The 18,326-nt window shown below is 56.5% G+C and carries 16 protein-coding genes; 8 read left to right on the forward strand and 8 right to left on the reverse strand.

The features are described from left to right. Positions 1-172 precede the first annotated feature (172 nt). The 4 genes from ACOYNV_RS00645 to ACOYNV_RS00660 all read left to right on the forward strand — a co-directional run bounded on the left by ACOYNV_RS00645 (position 173) and on the right by ACOYNV_RS00660 (position 4,036). Positions 173-1,426 carry an ABC1 kinase family protein gene (locus ACOYNV_RS00645; protein WP_422897798.1) on the forward strand — a complete coding sequence of 418 codons (1,254 nt, stop codon included), beginning with the start codon at positions 173-175 and terminating at the stop codon, positions 1,424-1,426. Positions 1,427-1,692: 266 nt separating this feature from the next. Further along, positions 1,693-2,166, forward strand: coding sequence for a hypothetical protein (locus tag ACOYNV_RS00650; protein WP_422897799.1), 474 nt, complete (start codon positions 1,693-1,695; stop codon positions 2,164-2,166). Between the two features lie 158 nt (positions 2,167-2,324). Then, complete coding sequence (locus ACOYNV_RS00655) at positions 2,325-3,344, forward strand: radical SAM protein (RefSeq protein ID WP_422897800.1); 1,020 nt, start codon at positions 2,325-2,327, stop codon at positions 3,342-3,344. Positions 3,345-3,436: 92 nt separating this feature from the next. Beyond that, a complete protein-coding gene (locus tag ACOYNV_RS00660) occupies positions 3,437-4,036 on the forward strand; it encodes a 2OG-Fe(II) oxygenase (RefSeq protein WP_422897801.1) in 600 nt (199 codons plus the stop codon). Positions 4,037-4,148: 112 nt separating this feature from the next. On the opposite strand, the gene ACOYNV_RS00665 is transcribed toward ACOYNV_RS00660, so the two are convergent. The 5 genes from ACOYNV_RS00665 to ACOYNV_RS00685 are packed head-to-tail and all read right to left on the reverse strand — an operon-like array spanning position 4,149 to position 12,680. Beyond that, positions 4,149-7,058, reverse strand: coding sequence for an NHLP bacteriocin export ABC transporter permease/ATPase subunit (locus ACOYNV_RS00665; RefSeq protein WP_422897802.1), 2,910 nt, complete (start codon positions 7,056-7,058; stop codon positions 4,149-4,151). Then, complete coding sequence (locus tag ACOYNV_RS00670) at positions 7,055-9,244, reverse strand: NHLP family bacteriocin export ABC transporter peptidase/permease/ATPase subunit (protein ID WP_422897803.1); 2,190 nt, start codon at positions 9,242-9,244, stop codon at positions 7,055-7,057. Before ACOYNV_RS00670 ends, ACOYNV_RS00665 begins: the two co-directional genes overlap by 4 nt. Further along, a complete protein-coding gene (locus tag ACOYNV_RS00675) occupies positions 9,245-10,510 on the reverse strand; it encodes an NHLP bacteriocin system secretion protein (protein WP_422897804.1) in 1,266 nt (421 codons plus the stop codon). It abuts the gene before it with no gap. A gap of 12 nt (positions 10,511-10,522) precedes the next feature. Further along, complete coding sequence (locus tag ACOYNV_RS00680; RefSeq protein WP_422897805.1) at positions 10,523-12,109, reverse strand: TolC family protein; 1,587 nt, start codon at positions 12,107-12,109, stop codon at positions 10,523-10,525. Between the two features lie 40 nt (positions 12,110-12,149). Continuing rightward, entirely contained in the window at positions 12,150-12,680 is a 531-nt protein-coding gene (locus tag ACOYNV_RS00685) for a cyclic nucleotide-binding domain-containing protein (RefSeq protein ID WP_422897806.1), read from the reverse strand. Between the two features lie 351 nt (positions 12,681-13,031). On the opposite strand from ACOYNV_RS00685, the gene ACOYNV_RS00690 reads away from it, so the two are divergent. Next, the gene (locus ACOYNV_RS00690) at positions 13,032-13,673 is read left to right on the forward strand and encodes a Crp/Fnr family transcriptional regulator (protein ID WP_422897807.1); all 642 of its coding nucleotides are present in this window, start codon (positions 13,032-13,034) and stop codon (positions 13,671-13,673) included. A 26-nt stretch (positions 13,674-13,699) separates the two neighbouring features. On the opposite strand, the gene ACOYNV_RS00695 is transcribed toward ACOYNV_RS00690, so the two are convergent. Together ACOYNV_RS00695 and ACOYNV_RS00700 are read right to left on the reverse strand one after the other, a co-directional pair. Then, a complete protein-coding gene (locus ACOYNV_RS00695; protein WP_422897808.1) occupies positions 13,700-13,867 on the reverse strand; it encodes a bacteriocin in 168 nt (55 codons plus the stop codon). A 78-nt stretch (positions 13,868-13,945) separates the two neighbouring features. Continuing rightward, on the reverse strand, positions 13,946-14,131 hold the full coding sequence (locus ACOYNV_RS00700) for a hypothetical protein (protein WP_422897809.1): 186 nt from the start codon (positions 14,129-14,131) through the stop codon (positions 13,946-13,948). Positions 14,132-14,190: 59 nt separating this feature from the next. Between ACOYNV_RS00700 and ACOYNV_RS00705 the strand changes: the two genes are divergently transcribed. After that, complete coding sequence (locus ACOYNV_RS00705) at positions 14,191-14,472, forward strand: hypothetical protein (RefSeq protein ID WP_422897810.1); 282 nt, start codon at positions 14,191-14,193, stop codon at positions 14,470-14,472. A gap of 171 nt (positions 14,473-14,643) precedes the next feature. Here the strand turns inward: ACOYNV_RS00705 and ACOYNV_RS00710 are convergent, their stop codons facing one another. Continuing rightward, a complete protein-coding gene (locus tag ACOYNV_RS00710; RefSeq protein WP_422897811.1) occupies positions 14,644-15,495 on the reverse strand; it encodes an acyl-CoA dehydrogenase in 852 nt (283 codons plus the stop codon). Between the two features lie 237 nt (positions 15,496-15,732). Between ACOYNV_RS00710 and ACOYNV_RS00715 the strand changes: the two genes are divergently transcribed. Both ACOYNV_RS00715 and ACOYNV_RS00720 read left to right on the forward strand, forming a co-directional pair. Further along, complete coding sequence (locus ACOYNV_RS00715; protein ID WP_422897812.1) at positions 15,733-17,061, forward strand: CaiB/BaiF CoA transferase family protein; 1,329 nt, start codon at positions 15,733-15,735, stop codon at positions 17,059-17,061. A 24-nt stretch (positions 17,062-17,085) separates the two neighbouring features. Next, a complete protein-coding gene (locus ACOYNV_RS00720; RefSeq protein ID WP_422897813.1) occupies positions 17,086-18,312 on the forward strand; it encodes a CaiB/BaiF CoA transferase family protein in 1,227 nt (408 codons plus the stop codon). Positions 18,313-18,326: the final 14 nt, after the last annotated feature.

An 18,326-nucleotide genomic window follows, 5' to 3' on the forward strand; every position in this document is an offset into this window, starting at 1 on the left:
TGATGAAAGGCCCGGCCTATGTCGCCGACGCCTATCCGCTTGAAGATTCGGATACGCCAACGGGTAACAAGAAGGCGGACAGTCCGCATCCACCACTTCCTGAATGAGCGGGAAGAATCCCGACAGCATAACCTCGCCCGTCCCCAGCGGACGCTGGTCACGAATGGCCAGAATGGGTAGCCTGGCCACCGGCATCGCTGGCGGCATGTTGGCCGAAGGGATGCGCCAGTTTGCTCAAGGCCAGCGCCCCCGGCTCGGGGATATGTTGCTGACACCCGCCAATGCCCGTCGGGTCACGGCTCAGCTTGCGCAATTGCGCGGTGCGGCGATGAAAGTCGGACAGATGATGTCCATGGATGCGGGAGATTTCTTACCGCCCGAGCTGGCTGAAATTCTGGCCAGGCTGCGTGCCGAGGCCCGGCCTATGCCGATGAGCCAGCTGGTGGCCGTACTCGATGCCAACTGGGGCGAAGGCTGGGACCGGCATTTCCGGAAGTTCTCCTTCACTCCGCTGGCGGCCGCATCCATCGGTCAGGTGCACCTTGCACAGACGCTGGATGGACGGCACCTGGCGATCAAGGTCCAGTATCCCGGTGTGCGCCAGAGCATCGACAGCGACATCGACAATGTCGCCACCCTGCTGCGCATTTCCGGCCTGCTGCCCAAAGGGCTGGACATCAAACCGCTATTGCAGGATGCCAAGCGCCAGTTGCACGCCGAAGCCGACTACCTGCGCGAAGGTGCCTGGCTGGACCAATACGGAGGCCTGTTGGCCAACAACCCCGAGTTTGTCCTGCCTGAATTGCAAGCCGATCTGACGACAGAGAACGTTCTGGCCATGTCCTATATGGAGGGCGTGCCGGTCGAATCGTTGATACACGCCCCGCAGACCGAGCGTGATCGCGTGGTCGGGCTGTTGATCACCCTGCTGTTTCGTGAGATTTTTGAATTCCAGCTGATCCAGACCGACCCGAACTTTGCCAACTATCACTACAACACGTCATCGCGCCAACTGATCCTGCTCGACTTCGGCGCCACCCGCGCCTATCCGCCCGCCATGGTCAATGCCTATCGTCGGCTGATGGGCAGCGCCATTGCCGGAAATCGACCGGCGATGAGCCTGGCCGCCTCGGATATCGGCTATTTCAAGGCCGCCATTCAGGAAAAGCACCGTCAGGCGGTTCTCGATATTTTCTCGCAAGCCTGCGAACCCCTGAGCCACACCGGCAACTATGATTTCGGACAATCGGACCTCGCCGCACGCATCCGCGATGCCGGTCTGGCTTTGAGCCGGGAAAAGGATCTCTGGCATACCCCGCCGGCCAATGCCCTATTCCTGCATCGCAAACTCGGCGGACTATATCTGCTGGCCGCCAAGCTGAAGGCACGGGTCAATGTACAGAGCTTGGTGGAAGGCTTTTTGTAGCGCCTGGGAGTTATAAAGTAAGGCTCCGTCGCTACCCCATGTACTCTTCCATCAAGCTCGTGCATTCAGGATATTTTTCCTAAGGCATCGCAAACAGCGCGAAATTGCTTAGATCTGCACTGCACTGGAACTCGCGAATTTTCGCTGTCGAATGGATCAATCAGTTCCTATTCTTTTTCTCCAGAACCTATCATGCGCTGGGTGTCGTCGGTTGGTTCGGGTAACCAACGCCCGCTTCGGACTGTAAGCCGCCTGATGACTTTTGCATGACTATTGCTTGGATTCCAGACTTTCTGGCAATTCCATTTTCTTTCGTGAAACTCAGCAACGCAGATAGTCAAGATAGCGCCCTTGAGATACTAAAACATAGTGAATTGGTCACAACAGTGCAGCGACATGTTGCACTCGCCAATATCTTGATACATGTGTATTGTTTGAAAACTGGCTTGAATCTCAGCTCAGCGGGAGGCATCCGACGGGGAACTTACTCGCCACCCCGGTGCAAACGGCGGGAATTTCGTATTTTTTTGGAGACTACAATGACTAAAGACTCGAAGCCAGAATCTGCAGATAAAGAAAAAAAAGGCCCCGATACCAGTGGCGTCAAACTCGATGACGCAGGTCGGTTTGAATTAAACGAAGAGGAGCTTGGCGAGGTGTCCGGTGGCGCGAGAAAAATTATGCAAGTGTGCTGCCCATCAGTGACGAAGTGCACCGTCGGTAGTGCTTGTCGATCGTGATAATGACGCAGCACGAAGCATTCTAAAGTGTTGAACCGGCTGTTTTCCCGGTCCTTGGATCAAGGACCGGGGACTTCTCCGGGTGTGGATCTTGTACAAATGCAAGCATGCTACTCAGGCTTGCATCCATTGTGACACTCATGATTCAAGAGGATTCCATGGAAAATCGAGACTTTCCTTCTCAGCAGGAACTGGCGATAGCCTTGTCGCCCCGGTCGTTGACCTTGATGATACTCCCGACAGAGCAATGTAATTTTCGCTGCGTTTACTGCTACGAGGATTTCAGTGCAGGGAAAATGAAGCCGGAACTGGTTGAAGGAATCAAGCAACTCATTGATCGCCGGATTGACGGACTGACCTACATTGCCTTGTCCTGGTTTGGCGGGGAGCCCCTGGTGGCGAAGGACATTGTCTTCGATATTTCCGAGCACGTTGATCGTCGTTGTCGTGAACATGGGGTTGTTCATACCAGGGGCGTCATGACGACCAATGGCTACCTCCTGACCCCGAGCGTGATGGAGAGGCTGACCAAGGCCAACCAGTCGTATTTCCAGATTTCTCTTGACGGGCTTGGAGAAACGCATGATGCCACCAGACCCTTGATGTCAGGCAAAGGGACTTTTGACACACTCTGGAAAAACTTGCAGGGACTGCGACAAAGCACTTATGACTTTCAAATTGAATTGCGTCTGCATTTCGGCGGGTGTGATCCAGCGGAATCTGAGGCACTCTGCCGCGAAATCAACGGAAGTTTCGGGGGCGATCCGCGCTTTAGCGTCTATCTAAAATGTATCGAAGACTACGGGGGGCCGAACGGCGGTCGCATCAAGCCCCTGCCTCGGGATATTGCCGAGAAAACCAGCGAGCACCTCGCAACGCTCTTGCCGGATATTGTGACGTCGCACATGTATCAGGAAAAAATGCTGGAGATCTGTTATGCCGCACATCCCAATAACCTGCTGATCCGGGCCGATGGACGTGTGGGCAAGTGCGCTCTGGCGCTAAAAGATCCACGCAATACCATTGGGCATCTGGACGAGGAGGGTCGTTTGCACATTGACAATCAGCGGTTTCAGCCGTGGATGGAAGGTTTCAAGGAACTCGATGAAGAGTTGCTCGCCTGCCCTTATCACGGCATCAACAAGACGCCTCACCTCCAGGAAATTATTTTTTCCTGAACAGTGGATAACCGAAAGCGGCTCTTTGACGATCAATAGGGCCCAGCAGCAACGCATAGTAAAGTTTTCTGCACGAGGATAAGCACATCCCGATGGATACAGCACATCAAGAAATCTCAGTTTTTTTTCAGGCAGTGCCTCGTTCGGTTTGCGACGCAATTCTTGAAATGGGAGAAAGCCGAACACCGAGTCAAGCTGAGATCTCCAAGGGAGAAGATGTTACGGAAGATCTGAGTTTTCGCGATAGCGAGGTCTCCTTCTTGTCCCTTGATTCCTGGGTGGCCGGTCTGATGCGACACTTCATAGACTTGGCAAACGCCGGCAAATGGAATTACCCGCTGTCCGAACTGCAAGCACTGCAATATGCGGTCTACAGGGTTAACGGCCATTTCGGCTGGCACCAGGATGGTCGGGAAGTAGAAGGCCCTGAATCCTATGGTTCGGATGCGGAAACAGGGGCGTCGGGATTCGCAAGAAGAGTGACGGGCGTCCTGTTTCTTAGTGACAACACTGAATATAGCGGTGGACGGTTGGAGCTAAGGGATGAACACGGCGTGATACACACTGACCCGAGCTTCCTTGTTGCAGGTACGTGCGTTGTTTTTCCATCGCATGTATTCCATCGCGTCACCCCCGTCGTCTCCGGGATCCGCAAGACCCTGGCAACTTGGGCGCTTGGTCCTGCCGCATAAAGAAGTGAAGCGCTGACGGTGCAGTTGGAACGGCCATCTGGATCATCACCGAATATCTTTGCCAACGTGTTTTATGGAAAATGCCGCTGAGTGCAAATGGCATGGCCCCTCATCATGCCAACTGACGTTCCGCAAGGTCGCGGAAAAGACCTCCCCGCGCCATTAGTTCGGCGTAGGTTCCAGACTGTACGATGCGACCGCGATCCATCACCAGTATTCGGTCAGCATTGATGATGGTGCTTAAACGGTGAGCGATAGCGATGCGGGTAGCCTTCAAACGCTCTACGGAATGACTCACCTGTGCCTGGGTACGGTTGTCCAAGGCGCTGGTGGCTTCATCGAAAAGTAAAATACGGGGGCGCCTGACAATGGCTCGAGCAATCATGATGCGTTGCTTCTGGCCACCGGACAGGGTCGAAGCGCCCTCGGCAAGCATCGTATGCATGCCCATTGGCATGGCTTCGATGTCGGCATCCAAGCCACAGAGGCGTGCGGCTTCCCAGGCATCTTCGACGGTCAGATTCAGGGCACCGACAATATTGGTGTAAATGTCTCCAGGCATCAGTTGTCCGGATTGAAGCACTACCCCCATGTGCTTCCTTAAAGATTGTAAATCCAGATCTTCCATATCCTTGCCGTCGAAGTACAAGGAACCTGATTCAGGCCGATCAAAACCCAGCAACAAGCGCATCAGCGTTGATTTTCCGGAACCCGAAGGCCCAACAATCGCCAGGAATTCCCCCTCCCTGACCGAAAAAGAGACCCCGTCAAGAATTGGCGGCCCATCCTGCCGGTAGCGAAAGACGAGATTCGAAGCTGAAATGTTTCCTCTAAGCTCAGTAACACGCTTTCGAACAGGATCTGCTTCGGGCTGAGCTTCCAGAATAGGTTTGGCTCGTTCCATCTGTGGCAGGATGTGCAGAAGGGAAAGCAGGGTGTTGATCAGGTCGATAAATTGCAGAAAAAAATTGGCAAAAATGCCCGTGAAGGCAACAAATGCTCCGGTGGTGAGCAAGTTGCCCACCGAATTTCCGTCCGGATTAGGCTGTGCTACCAGGTAAAAAATGACTGCGCTCGCCACGACAGAGAATGTGGAGACGAATACGTCTGCTGTATTGCGCAAACGCTGGGCGTCAATGTGTAACGATTTTGCCTGGGCAAAGCTCTCTGCCCAACGGGCGAATCCACGTCCCTCAGCCGCAGCGACGCGAAGCTTGGCAATGCCGTTGAGAAAGTCGAGCACCAGACTGCTGAGTTTGCCCTGAAGCGCGACATACTTACGCTCTTTGCGAAGAATCAGAAATGCAAGAATTGCATTTACAGCGACCGCAATCAGCACCAGGCCAAGGGCCATTAGCGCGAGCAGTGGTGAGAGATAGAACAGCAGTGCGAGATTCAGGAACGAGAACATGCCGCCCAGAAGCCCACTGATTGTTGTGCCGGAGAGGTGCTGGTAGATGTCGTTTACGGCGTTGATTCTCTGCGCGAGATCACCGGCCGAGTAATTACGGAAGAACCGGACGGGGAGTTTCAAGACACGGTCCCAGATGGCCGCCTGGATCGCCAACTCCGAACTGGTCTCCAGACGCAGTAGGACTTCGGAACGAAACAGCGAGAAGAGCAAAGTGGCCAAAGCTGCTCCAAGCAAGGCGGCTACCATTTGCAAGAGCTGGCTTTGATCCGCCTCAGGAATGACGTGGTCAAAAAGATAGCCCATGGCCAACGGGGCGACGGTGCCAAGGATGCCCAATAGCGCAGCCATGGACAAGACCATTCCTGTTTCGCGACTTCGGCCACTGAGACCCAGGCGAACCAGATCTATAATGGCGATGGGCTTTGCCGGAAGACTTCTGAAGAAATCGTAGGCGAAATGGGCTAGAGTCGCTGCCAGCACGGAGTCTATTTTTTTTCGCTCGCCGGTTTGCGGAGATACTGTGGAATAACCCCCAGTCCGATCCGGCAACATGGCGAATGGATACCCGGTTTCCATGTCAAATCCAACCAAGGGGCCGGCATCCTCTTCCCACCAGCGCCCACGCAAGGCCACCCGGCGTTTCTGTACATGTGCCATATCCGCCAAGAGCGACAATTGCTCGTAGCTGGATAGGTCCGCCGCACTTGATGGCAGATCCGGAAAGGTGATTCCCAGTTGTTCGCCAACAATCCGGCAGGCTGACAGCACGGGATCGATGCCTCCATGCCAGGTGGCTTTGGGTAATCCGGGATCCAGGATGCCCGCGAGCCGCCGCAACCCTCCCTCCATCTGCCGCCCGATCTGTTCGCGCCTGAGTTGAATTCGTTGTGCATCGGCCATGTCATCGGCAGTGAGTCGTGCCAAAAAGGCTCGCAATAGCGCCAATTGCATGTTAACCATTGTCAACAGAAGACGGTGGTCGATGAGCAGTTTTTGGAAATCGACCACCTGTAGCAAAGCATTACCGCAACCGACAATCCATGCGTCTGCATGGAGACAAACCATGGAGCCGCTGGAGAAAACCAGATCGGCGTTCCCCATCAGGGTTACCTGGCCCTCGATGACTTCCAGCCACTTCATTCCGGAAGGAACCGCGCATACCTCGGCATCCCGGATCTGGAAAGGGTTCGCTGGCTCGGGCTCCCGGTACTCAGAGGGCGCCAGGCAAGATCGCCCGGCGCGGATCAGGCTGCCAATCGAGCGGGCCGCGCCGGCTTCCAGTTCGTCTCCAGGGGGAAGCGGGCCACCAGCCATCAGCGAATCGAGGGGAAGCAAACGCGTACCCGGTAGAGGCACAAAGCGCGCTTGGTAACCCGGCAATTGATCCTGCAGGTCGTTATTGATTAGGAAGTCACCAGCCGTAATCCGGCATACAGGCCGCAATGCCTGGGCCGTGCCAGCGTGTTTGATCTCGGTGAGAAACAGGTCGACGGCACCGTCGATGACCAGGAAGGCACGAGGAAGCCCTGCGCACACAACCGCAGATCCCGGCACTGCATTAGCTTCCTGTGCCAGCATCCACGACGACCAATCGCTGTTCAGGGTCATTCCGATACCGCCAGGCGCCGGTAGATTCCTGCAGGAATCGCTAAAAGTTCATCATGTGTTCCCGCCTCAACGATCTTGCCTTCTTGCAGAACATAGATACGGTCACAGTCACGCACGGTACTAAGGCGATGTGCGACGATGACACAGGTGCATCCGCGGCGCCGCAGATTCAGATCGATCTCCTTTTCGACTACGGGGTCGAGCGCACTGGTGGCCTCATCAAGAACCAGCATTCGTGGTTCATTGACCAGGGCGCGAGCCAACTCCAGTCGTTGGCATTGTCCGCCGCTGAAATTCCGCCCACCCTGATCGATTGGCCCATCGTAACCACCTGGCCGTTCAACAATGGCTTCATGCATGCATGCGTCGGTAGCTGCTCGCACCAGGGCCTCATCGGAAACCGTACCATCCCAAAGGGTCAGGTTGTCTCGAATACTCCCTTCGAAGAGAACGATCTCCTGATCAACGACCGCCAGCGATAAGGCGAGCAGATCACGAACCCAGAATTGCCGGGGCTGGCCATCAAGCAGCACCTCACCTGACCAGGGTTTATAAAGACCCATCAACAGCTTTGACACCGTAGATTTCCCACATCCCGAAGGGCCAACCAGAGCAATACGCTGTCCGGGCTCTACTGTGAGGGAGAAGTCGTTAATCAGTGGTTGAGCCGTCCGGTTGTAACCAAAAGTAACGTTGCAGAGTTCGATTCGACCTTGGAGCCTGGCATTGCCTTGAGGCATGTCCGTGGTCGACAGAAGACCAGTATCGATTTCGGGAATAACGCGTTGGACATCATCAAGACGATCCATGTCGCCCTGAAGCTGCTGGATTTGCGATCCCAAGTTGACCAGCGACTGTACCGGTCCAGAAAAGCTCTGGGCAAGGCTCTGAAAGGCCACCAGCATGCCAAGAGTCATCGCGCCATCCATCACCCGGAAACCGCCAAGCCCGACAATCGCTGCGGCTTCGACCGCCGAAAGGGTAATGGGTAGCGTATTGAGCAGCAAGGAGGCGCGTGCCTGAGCCTGGGTCGACATCATCCAGCGTGCCTGATAACCCGCCCACTTTTCAAAAAAATCGGATTCTGCACCGGATGCCTTGATGGTTTCCATCAGCATGAGGCCGTTCATCGATGTCCCGACCACTTTGCCGCCGTCGATCGCCAGCCGTTGATTCGCGGCCTTGCGCTGCCCGGCTACCGATTGCAGCAGCCAGATGTTGGCCACGGCAAAGCTCAGACTGACCAGTGACAGCGCGACGTCATAGCTGAGCATCACCGAAAGGAAAAACAGGGCAGTGACCAGATTGAGGCCGGCGGCCGGCAGTTCGCTGGAAACCATCTGTGCAACCCGATCGCTGATGGCCAAGCGTGAGCCGATCTCACCGGCGTAGCGCTGGGTATAAAACTCGATGGGCAGGTGCAACATATGCCAGAAAAGCCGGCTCCCGGTTGCAATGGAGATCGAAGACTCCATGCGCAGCAGGTAATGCTTCTCGATGGCCATCAGTCCGCCGCGCAGCAGTGCGGTCAAGGTCATGCCAATGACTAGGGGCAACAACCACGAATGCTGTCCGCCGATCATATAATCGTCAACGAAAATTCTGGAGAAGGCCGGGATGGCCAGTCCAGGCACGACCATAGTCAGACCGACCAGCGACAAGAAGGCAAACGCAGCCTTGTATCCCGAGACTCTGGACAGCAAGGCCTTGAGCACACTGGGTGGTTCGCCTGAGGGCCGGAATTCCGGAGTGGTCTCGAAAGTCAGCACGACGCCAGTGAATGATTGGTCGAATTCCTCCCAGGATGCATTTCTGCGCCCGCCTGCGGGGTCATTCAGGCATACACCCTCTGCAGTAAAACCCTCGACGACCAAGAAGTGATTGAAGTTCCAGAATACGATCATCGGCAAAGGCAAATCCGACAAGGCGGCCAGTTCCTTGCGGAAGCCGCGGGCGACCAGTCCGTAGCCTCTGGCGGCCTTGATGACGTTGCTGGCCTTGCTGCCGTCCCGAGAAACGCCGCACTGCAGACGCAGTTCATTCAGCGGCACCCAGCATCCGTAAAAGGCAAGAATGCTCGCCAGGGCCGCCGCGCCGCATTCCGCCGCCTCCATTTGCAGAATAACCGGCGTCTTGACCTGCCGTAGCCGAAAACCTTCCGGAGCCGAAGTGGCCGCCTGTTGCATCTATAGCCCCCCCAGGGCCTGGCGTAACGCCGGTATGAGCAAGGAGATGGGCGGCTGTCGTCGCACCACGATTTCGGCTTGCGCGGGTGTGCCGGCCGAAACTTTCACTGGTGGCCCCTGCTTGGAAGACCACTGGTAACCACTGGCCGTATCGGCACGCACCAGCTTGGCGCGAAGTTCGATCGGTGACAGACTGCCAGAGAGCTCTCGTACCAGTTCTTCATTCTGCAAGGTGCTGCGCATACTCTGTTGCGTTGCAGGATAGTCGGAGACATAAAATACTTCGCCGATCAGGTAACCATATTCCTCACGTCGTACATTGGCTGGCGCTACATGCACCGTCATGCCCTTGGTTACCTTCTTGCCGTCACTCGCGGCAAGATAGATCGCCACCTCCAGCCCATCGGCTGCCTCGCCTTCTGGCTCGATCATGACCAAAGGCGTGCCAGGTGACACCAAGGCTCCAGGTGATACACGCACCTCGACGACCCGACCGGCGTACGGACTCTCAACGAGGGTCGTCAGCCGCTCGGTCTCGGCAAGTCCTTCTACGGACCTTTGCGCCTCAGCTACCTGTGACTGTATCTGGCTTAATTGGGACTCGGCCTGCTTTTTTGTGTCCAACTGCTTGAGCGCAAGTTGCCGGACTTGAACACGAACGTTCTCTGACTCAAGCCGGGCGTTGGTCAAGTCCATCTGGGTGGCGAGCAGTGACTGGCGCGTAATCAGTCCCTGCTCCAGCAGGATTCTCTGCGCTGCCACTCGCTCACCCAGAAGGCGGCTACGTTCTTCGGCTGCCTTCTGCTGCTGGTTATACATCTGCTGCTGTTGTTTGAGCGATGCATCGCTGATGTTCTCGCCCTGCAGAAGCAGCGAGTTGATCCGGACTTCCTGGCGATGAAGCTCCGCCAAACGATCTATCGCCTGCCGTTGCCGTTCAGTCAATTCCGGCTGGGATATGCGGACAATCGTCTGTCCACGATTAACATGGCTCCCGATGCCGACCAGCAAATCCGTTACTCGCCCCTGGGCCGCCGAACTAACCTCGGCCAGGCCGCCTCGTTGGAGAAGAATGGCCCGACCCGAGACTACCGTCGGTACTGAACCGAGGAAGCCCCACAAGAGCGCACCAATTACGAGTCCGGCTAGCGGTGTCCAGAGCAACCATCCCCGCGGCGTGATTACATGGACCAATTGATCCAGTTGTTCCGGAGAAGAGAGCCTCTCAAGCGAAACCTGACGGAAGATGTTTTGTCGGACTGACATGGGATTCCGTCCTTATGGCAAGGCAAAGCGCATGAAGCTTGCGAGATTCACTTCTAACTGATCGCCCGTTGTTCCGACCAGGGCATCGACATCATGCCCGAGGCGGGCCAGGCTGGCGGCATAATTGCTGCGGCGTTGTACATCATCAAGCAGCGCGCGGAAGTAGCGATCTTCCACATTGACAACATCGATCAAGGTGGCGACGCCGAGTCGACGCCGGGTGCGCTCATGATCGAGGGTTTTGGCGTAGCGCAAGACGATCTGCTCCGATCCACGCATAGCCTCGGCCGAGCGGCGGACCTGAGCCGATGACGCTTCAACAGCCGCACCAATGTCTGCGCGAAGCGACTCGCGACGGATTTCGGCTTCGGTCAGCAGGGCTGATGTCTGCCGGACCAGTCCGTTGGCGGCATTGTTACCGACCGGAAGCTGAAAGTTAAGAATGGCAGCGACAGATGGTCCCGAGGAATTTCCAGCCAGAGGGTTCGCTGCTCCAGAGAGGCTTGCGCCTTCCTGCAGACTGTTGGAACTAACGAACAGGGACAAATCAATCTGGGGCCGGGCTAGGTCCCTGGCACCGGTCAAGCGTTCTCCGAGAGCCAGGATGCGCAGTTCGATCGCCTGCCAATCCCCGCGCCGGAGCAGCGCCCTTTCCAGCAACAGTTTTAGACCGGGCAGGTCGGAAACTCCGGAAGGGGGTGGCGGCGGGGTGAGCGGTTGGCCGATTTCCCTCTGCAACTGTGAGGTCAGGCCCATACTTCTTCCCATGGACTGCTGGGCTTCCAGCAACGCCTGCTCGGCACTGATGCGAGTATTGATTCGCTCGAAGTGATTGGCTTGGGCAAGGTCGATATCGGCCGCCGGAACCTCATCCGCCGCGACCAGTTTTCGCAACTCCTGGAGCAGACCCAGCGTCCGCTCTTCGCCGCTGCGGGAGATTTCCAACTGTCGCCAACGGCTACTGTATTCCCAATAAGCAATCGCCGCATCCCGTAGTGCCAAGGAAACTGCAAAGCGTTTTTCTGCGGTCGCTGCTGCGAAACTTTGCTCGACCGACTTCAGGTTTGCGTTTGCGGCATTGCTTTCGCCAGCACCTCTGAACAACGGAACACGCAACCCGAAAGCAATAGACCGGGTAGTCTGGGAGGGAAGTCCCAACAGCCTGGAAGTGTTGTTCTGCAGGTAGGTGGAGGTAGCGCTGCCCAAGAGGGTCTGCCCCGATCGCAGGCGCTTCTCCACCTTCGCATCAAAACCGGATCCACTGCCGCTTAGATCGGTAAGAACCGGCGTAAGTAATTGTTCTGCCTGGTTCAAGGGGCGCCGGTCTTCGTTACGTCGCGCTTCGATGGCAAGCAAAGGATCGAAGACGCCCTGCGCCTGCTGCACAACGGCACCTGCGACCTGCACCTGAGTCTCGCCGATCTGCACGTCGCGATTGCTGTGCAGGGTCAAATGAATGGCATCATTGAAAGATAAGCCGCTGACTGTCTGAGCAAATGCCGAAGCCGCGGAGCCGATAAACAATCCTGCCGCAAATGCAGCAACCGCCATGGACTGATGCCGTCGGCAGTAGCCAACCAGAGTTGCAGTGTTGATCATGCCAAGGTTCGCACCCAATGGACTCCGGACCTTTTCCGACTTAACCGATGAGCTTCTTGAGGATGCGATCGAATCTGCTTCCTGCCAGATGCAAGGTATCCAGCACGTGACCATCAAGTTCCCCAAGTCGCATCTCATCGACGTCGTCAGGCGACTCGCCATAACCGAATCGAGAGAGCACATTGCGCATGCGATCAGCTAAGAAAATCGCAATTGACTTATAAAAGCGGGCCGCAAAAGCCGCATCTGACGCCATTTTCTGGCTGATCAGACGATGCTCGACTGCCAGGACCAGCACATCGCTGACTGCCTGCACCGAAGCCGAGGTGGGACTGTCATCAACGAAAGACATTTCTCCCAGGATATCGCCCACCCCAACTTTTGCTATTTCCTGGCCATGAGCAGCGAGGACTTTGAGTTCACCATCGAGGACAATGAACAATTGCTCCAGACGTACGCCTTGTTGAACCAGCATCTCACCGGATTTGACCTGAAGCCGCTTGCCGACCGTCGCCAACCAGTCGGTGTCTTGATCGGTCAGCTGACCGAGAATGTATAAAACTTTGCGCATATACCCCGCCTTCTTGGCGTTTCTGCTGGTTATTGAAAGACTGCGCAAAATGGGCGAACCCTTGTTTATTCGGAGCAAATCCTGTCACCATTGATAATGGTAACAGTAAACTGCATGAGGGCAACCTCCACCCGAGCGAGCAATTAGCGGTTTTATATATCCTGACCAGTTTGTTAACCGACGTGATTTTCTTTTAAATCTCACCGCGTTACTGTATGTTCAATCAATTAACGAATTCACATTGGTGTCCATCGTCAGCATGAACGCTCACTTTAAAGTCAGCAGGCGCCTATTCTTTTCACCGCTTGCACATCAACCTTATGCCTTTCAAGCACTAGTTTCAGGCGATGCATGATGGAACTTCTTCCAGGCTCCTCTGACCTTAACCCCTCCGAGCTTGCCACCCTGCTCGCGAGTGCAGTGATTCGCTCTTATCCCAAAAATGCAGTCATACTCAATGAGGGTGACGAGGGCGACAGCGTTTATTTCGTCCTTGCAGGCAAGGTCAAGATATTCTTGTCAAATGATCAGGGGCGCGAAGTCGTAATTGGTCAGTTCGGGCCGGGTGACTATTTCGGTGAAATGTTACTTGAACCTGGCTCTCGCTCTGCGTCGGTCATGACCCTGGACGCCTCGCGGTTTGCCGTCGTACGACTCGAAGAATTTCGGGAATTCCTGAAAACCCACCCTGATTTCATGCTCGCTCTCGTGGGCAAATTGATACGACGCAGCCGCACCTTGGCGCGCAACGTCAAGAGTTTGGCCTTGCTTGACGTCTATGGCCGCCTTGCCCAGCTTCTGCACGAAATGGCTCGGCCGCATGGAAATACCTGGTTCATTGACGAACCGCTGACGCAGCAGGAAATTGCCAACCGCATAGGATCTTCTCGGGAAATGATTAGCCGTATTTTCAAGGATCTGGTGGCAGGTGGTTACCTGATCGTTTCTCGCCAACGAATCGAGATCAAGCGCCACCTCCCAACCGCATGGTAATCGCGTCCAAAGTGGATCGATGGGAACTACCGTTCAACTTCGAGATCTTTCAGGTCGTCGTCTCCCCCTCGCACCATTCTCTTGAGTCCGCCACTTACTTTGGCAAGTTGTTCGTCTGTCAGTTCGAGGGTTGGATCGTTGTCGATGTGTTGCTTTTTTTGTTTAACGGAATCTTTCGTCTCGTCATTACTCATTTGAATTTCCTCCAAAATGATTCTCAGCAGAGATGTAGTTCGAATTCATCCCTGCGCTGAAGTGCTGTTAGATTGCAATCAACCGACGTAAACATCGTCCTCTGTCTGCGTTCCCGGGCCTGTTACAGATAATCTGCTTGTCCTGATACTTCCCCCAGACACCTTGTCAAGGGCCTCTTCTGATAGCTCGCTCTCCAGAAATGTATCTACTTCCTTATCTTTATCCGCGGTCACATTTGAAGATGGCTGGCTGGTATTCGACATTTTTTCTCCTTTGTTAGTGGGCTCACGCTACCGGGTCGTAACGCTTGATCGCAATATAAATGAATATCACGAGCGTAGCCATTGACTTTCAGCACAACCGATATGTGACGTATTCACCCACTCCCGATAAAGTTAAAACAGTGGAATGCTCGGACACGCTCAAGCCCCGCGAAAACAACCAGGCTCCATGCAATGTTTTTTCGGCAACTTCCCCTGAGGCGGCGATCCGATTTTTCCCGCCGCTCCGATTCTGGAATGGTCTGGAGGATCAGGATGTCGGGGCCGTCGCACATCAGGAACTCGCACTGGATGCGGTTCTGCAGTACCCGCGCATTGCCTGACCAAGGCTGGCTAGTTAGAGTTTTTCATCTATTGCACGGGACGGGCTATCAGGATTCTTGGATAGCCAACCCTGTTGTGTACAAGACGGTGAACTATCACTTTGGTTCGTGATGGATCGCACCAACCCTGGAATGCATATAGCCGTTATAAATCCCTGTTTGGCGGATTGCTTACCCAGCGATTTCGGCGCTGGCGCTCATTGCTGTCACGCCATCCGGGCCCTGCGCTTCCAGGGAAACCTGCCCGTTGTCTGCGCTGCCGACCAGGCGAAACGGGGCCAGGTCGAAGAGGGGCGCCAGTCCCCGGAAGCTGAATCCCTTTACCGGCCGTTGCTCATGCTGTCGAACCAGTTCCATCAGCAGGACGGCGGTCAGCGGCCCGTGCACTACCAGGCCCGGATAGCCTTCTTCGCCGGTCGCGTAGGGGCGGTCGTAATGAATCCGGTGGGCATTGAAGGTCAGCGCCGAAAAACGGAACAGCAGTTTCGGGTCAGGCATCACGATACGTGACCAGGCGCCTTGCGGAGCGGGCGGCCAGTCGATGACTTGCGGGCAGGCAACAGCCGGACCCGGTTCACGATAGACGATGTCCTGTTCTTCCTCGATGCACAACTGGCCATCCTGGTAATAGCTGCAGAGCACGGAAACAAAGGCCAGCGACCCGGAACGCCCCGACTTCTGGCGGATGTCGCGAATCTCGGCTTCGCGGCGCGCTGGCTGACAAATGACCAGCGGTCGATGGAAGCGCATGCGGGCACCGGCGAACATCCGCCTCGGGTAGGGAATCGGTGGCATGAAGCCACCACGCTGCGGATGCCCGTCGACGTCAAGCTGCGTTTGCGGCGCTCTCGGCAGAAAGTAGAACCAGTGCCACAACGGCGGTAGTGCGCTGCCTTTCCCGAAATGCGTCACCGTGTCATCGAGCGTGGCCGCCGCGGCCAGCGCCGGCGTCAGGCTCAGGTCATCTTCGGTTATCTCGCGGCGGCCAATCCACTGGGAGAAATCCGTTGTCGTGTCGGTCATGAACTTATTCCTTTCGTTTTTGCCTTAACAATTTGGCAAGTACAACACAGCATGAGGGCGAACTCAAGTTGCCGCACGATCAGTGCTGAATCGAATAAGACGATCAGTCATTCACCTTAGGCCAATCAATTTCCCCATTTGCCCTTATTTTATTGTTTTGCTATTCTTCGCCGCCGGACCTGGCGCGAAATGATGGTTTTAAAGCGTTTCAAGGCACGGCTGTCGAGAGGAGCGACTATGAAACAGGGAGCAGGTACCACGAAGTCTGCCCCGCTAAGGTCTGGATCTGCGGCCAATGCGGACGAAACACCAGCCAGCCCTCAGCCGCAGCAGGACGGCCAGGATCAGGAGCGCTTGCCCGACAATGAAAACCTGCCGATGAGCGGTGTGCGCGTCATCGACGTCGGCACTTTTCTGGCCGGTCCTTATGCCGCATCGATGCTTGGCGAATTCGGCGCAGAAATTCTCAAGGTCGAGCATCCGATTGCCGGTGATCCGATGCGGCGTTTCGGAACGGCATCGAAACGCCACGATGCGACGCTGGCCTGGCTGAGCGAAGGCCGCAACAAAAAATCGGTGACCCTCGACCTGCGTCAGCAGGAGGGCGTCGAACTGTTTCTGAAACTGGTTGCCAAGTCCGACGTGCTGATCGAGAACTTCCGACCCGGCACGATGGAGGAATGGGGGCTCGGCTGGGACGTGTTGAGCAAGGCCAACCCCGGCCTGGTGATGCTGCGGGTCTCCGGATACGGGCAGACCGGGCCGTATCGCAATCGTTCGGGCTTCGCGCACATCGCCCATGGCTTCGCCGGACTTTCCTACCTCGCCGGTTTTCCCGGCGAAACTCCGGTGGTTCCCGGTACCACGCCGCTGGGTGACTATCTGTCCAGCCTCTATGGCGCCATCGGCATCCTGCTGGCACTGCGTCACAGCGAAGCCACCGGCGAAGGGCAGATCATCGACATCGGCATCTACGAAGCCGTTTTCCGCCAGATGGACGAGATCGCCGCCGCCTACGGCCTGTTCGGCAAGGTTCGCGAGCGCGAAGGCGCTGGCAGCTACGTTGCCGTTCCACACGGACATTTCCGCACCGTCGATGACAAGTGGGTCGCCATCGCGTGCACCACCGACAAGATGTTCGAACGCATTGCGGCCGCGATGGGCCGGCCGGAACTTGCTTCGGCCGAAGTCTATGGCAATCAGCGCAAGCGCCTGGCAGCGCGCGACGAGGTCAACCGGATCGTCATCGAATGGGTTGGCTCGCTGACCCGCGACGAGATAATGAAGTTGTGCATCGACGGCGAAGTGCCGATCGGCAAGGTCAACAGCATTGCCGACATTTTTGAGGACGAGCATTTCCTGGCGCGCGGCAACCTGGCCCGCCTGAAAGAGGAAGGGCTGGGTGAAGTGGTGGTTCCCGGTGTGGTGCCGACGCTGTCCGAGACGCCGGGCAGGATCTCCAATCTTGGGCCACCGCTGGGCAATGCGACGTATGAAGTCCTGCGCGAACTGCTCGGGATTTCGGCGCAGGAAATACAGCGGTTGCGGCAACGCAAGATCATCTGAACAGACCATCGCGAGGACTCCAACATGACCACTGAACAGACCGGAACCCGGCTCCCGCTCGAAGGCATTCGTGTCATCGACGCCGCCACGGTCATTGCCGCCCCCTACAGCGCCTGCATTCTCGGTGAATTCGGCGCCGATGTAATCAAGGTTGAAAACCCCAAGGGCGGCGATCCGATGCGTTACTTCGGCACGCCTACCAAGCGCAAGGACACGCTGGCCTGGCTGAGCGAAGCACGCAACAAGAAATCGGTAACCCTCGACCTGCACCTGCCGGAAGGCGTCGAACTGTTCAAGAAACTGATCGAGCAGTCGGACGTGCTGTGCGAAAACTTCCGGCCCGGGACGCTCGAAAAATGGGGACTGGGCTGGGAGGTGCTGCAAAAGATCAACCCGCGCCTGATCATGCTGCGCGTTACCGGCTACGGGCAAACCGGCCCCTACAAGGACCGCCCCGGATTTGCCCGCGTCGCGCACGCGGTCGGCGGGATCGCCTTTCTTTCGGGCATGCCGAGGGGAACGCCGGTCACGCCGGGTTCGACCACCATCGGCGACTACCTTACCGGGCTCTATGGCTGCATCGGCATCCTGATGGCCTTGCGCCACCGCGAGCGCACCGGCCGTGGCCAGTACATCGACGCTGCCCTGTACGAATCGGTGTTTCGCTGCACCGACGAACTGGCACCGGCCTATGGAATGTACGGAAAGGTGCGCGAGCGGCACGGACCGACACACAACGATTTTGCCTGCCCGCATGGGCATTTTCCGACCAAGGACAACGGCAAGTGGGTGGCCATTTCGTGCGTCACCGACAAACTGTTCGAACGACTGGCGCAAGCCATGGGACGACCCGAACTGGCGGCCGCGCACGTCTATGGGAATCAGAAGGTACGGTTGGAGAGCCGTCACGACGTCAACGAAATCGTCCGTGACTGGTGCGGATCGCTGCCGCGCGAAGAACTGCTTTCGCGCTGCTTCGCGGCGGGAGCACCGGCCGGCCCGTTGAACAGCATTGCCGACGTTTTCGGCGATCGGCAGTTTCATGCCCGGCGCAATCTGGTGGCTATCGACGAGGCGGATATCGGCGAGACGGTCATCGTACCGTCAGTGATTCCGCGCCTGTCGGCAACGCCGGGACGCATCAAGCACCTCGGCCCAAAGCTCGGGCAGCATACCGATGAAGTACTCTCCGATCTGCTCGGAATGAACCAGCAAGAAATTGATGAACTTCGCAAGAAGCGCGTGATCTGAACACCCGCAGGGAT

Source organism: Propionivibrio sp. (genome assembly GCF_049316945.1).
Classification (GTDB): Bacteria; Pseudomonadota; Gammaproteobacteria; order Burkholderiales; family Rhodocyclaceae; genus Propionivibrio.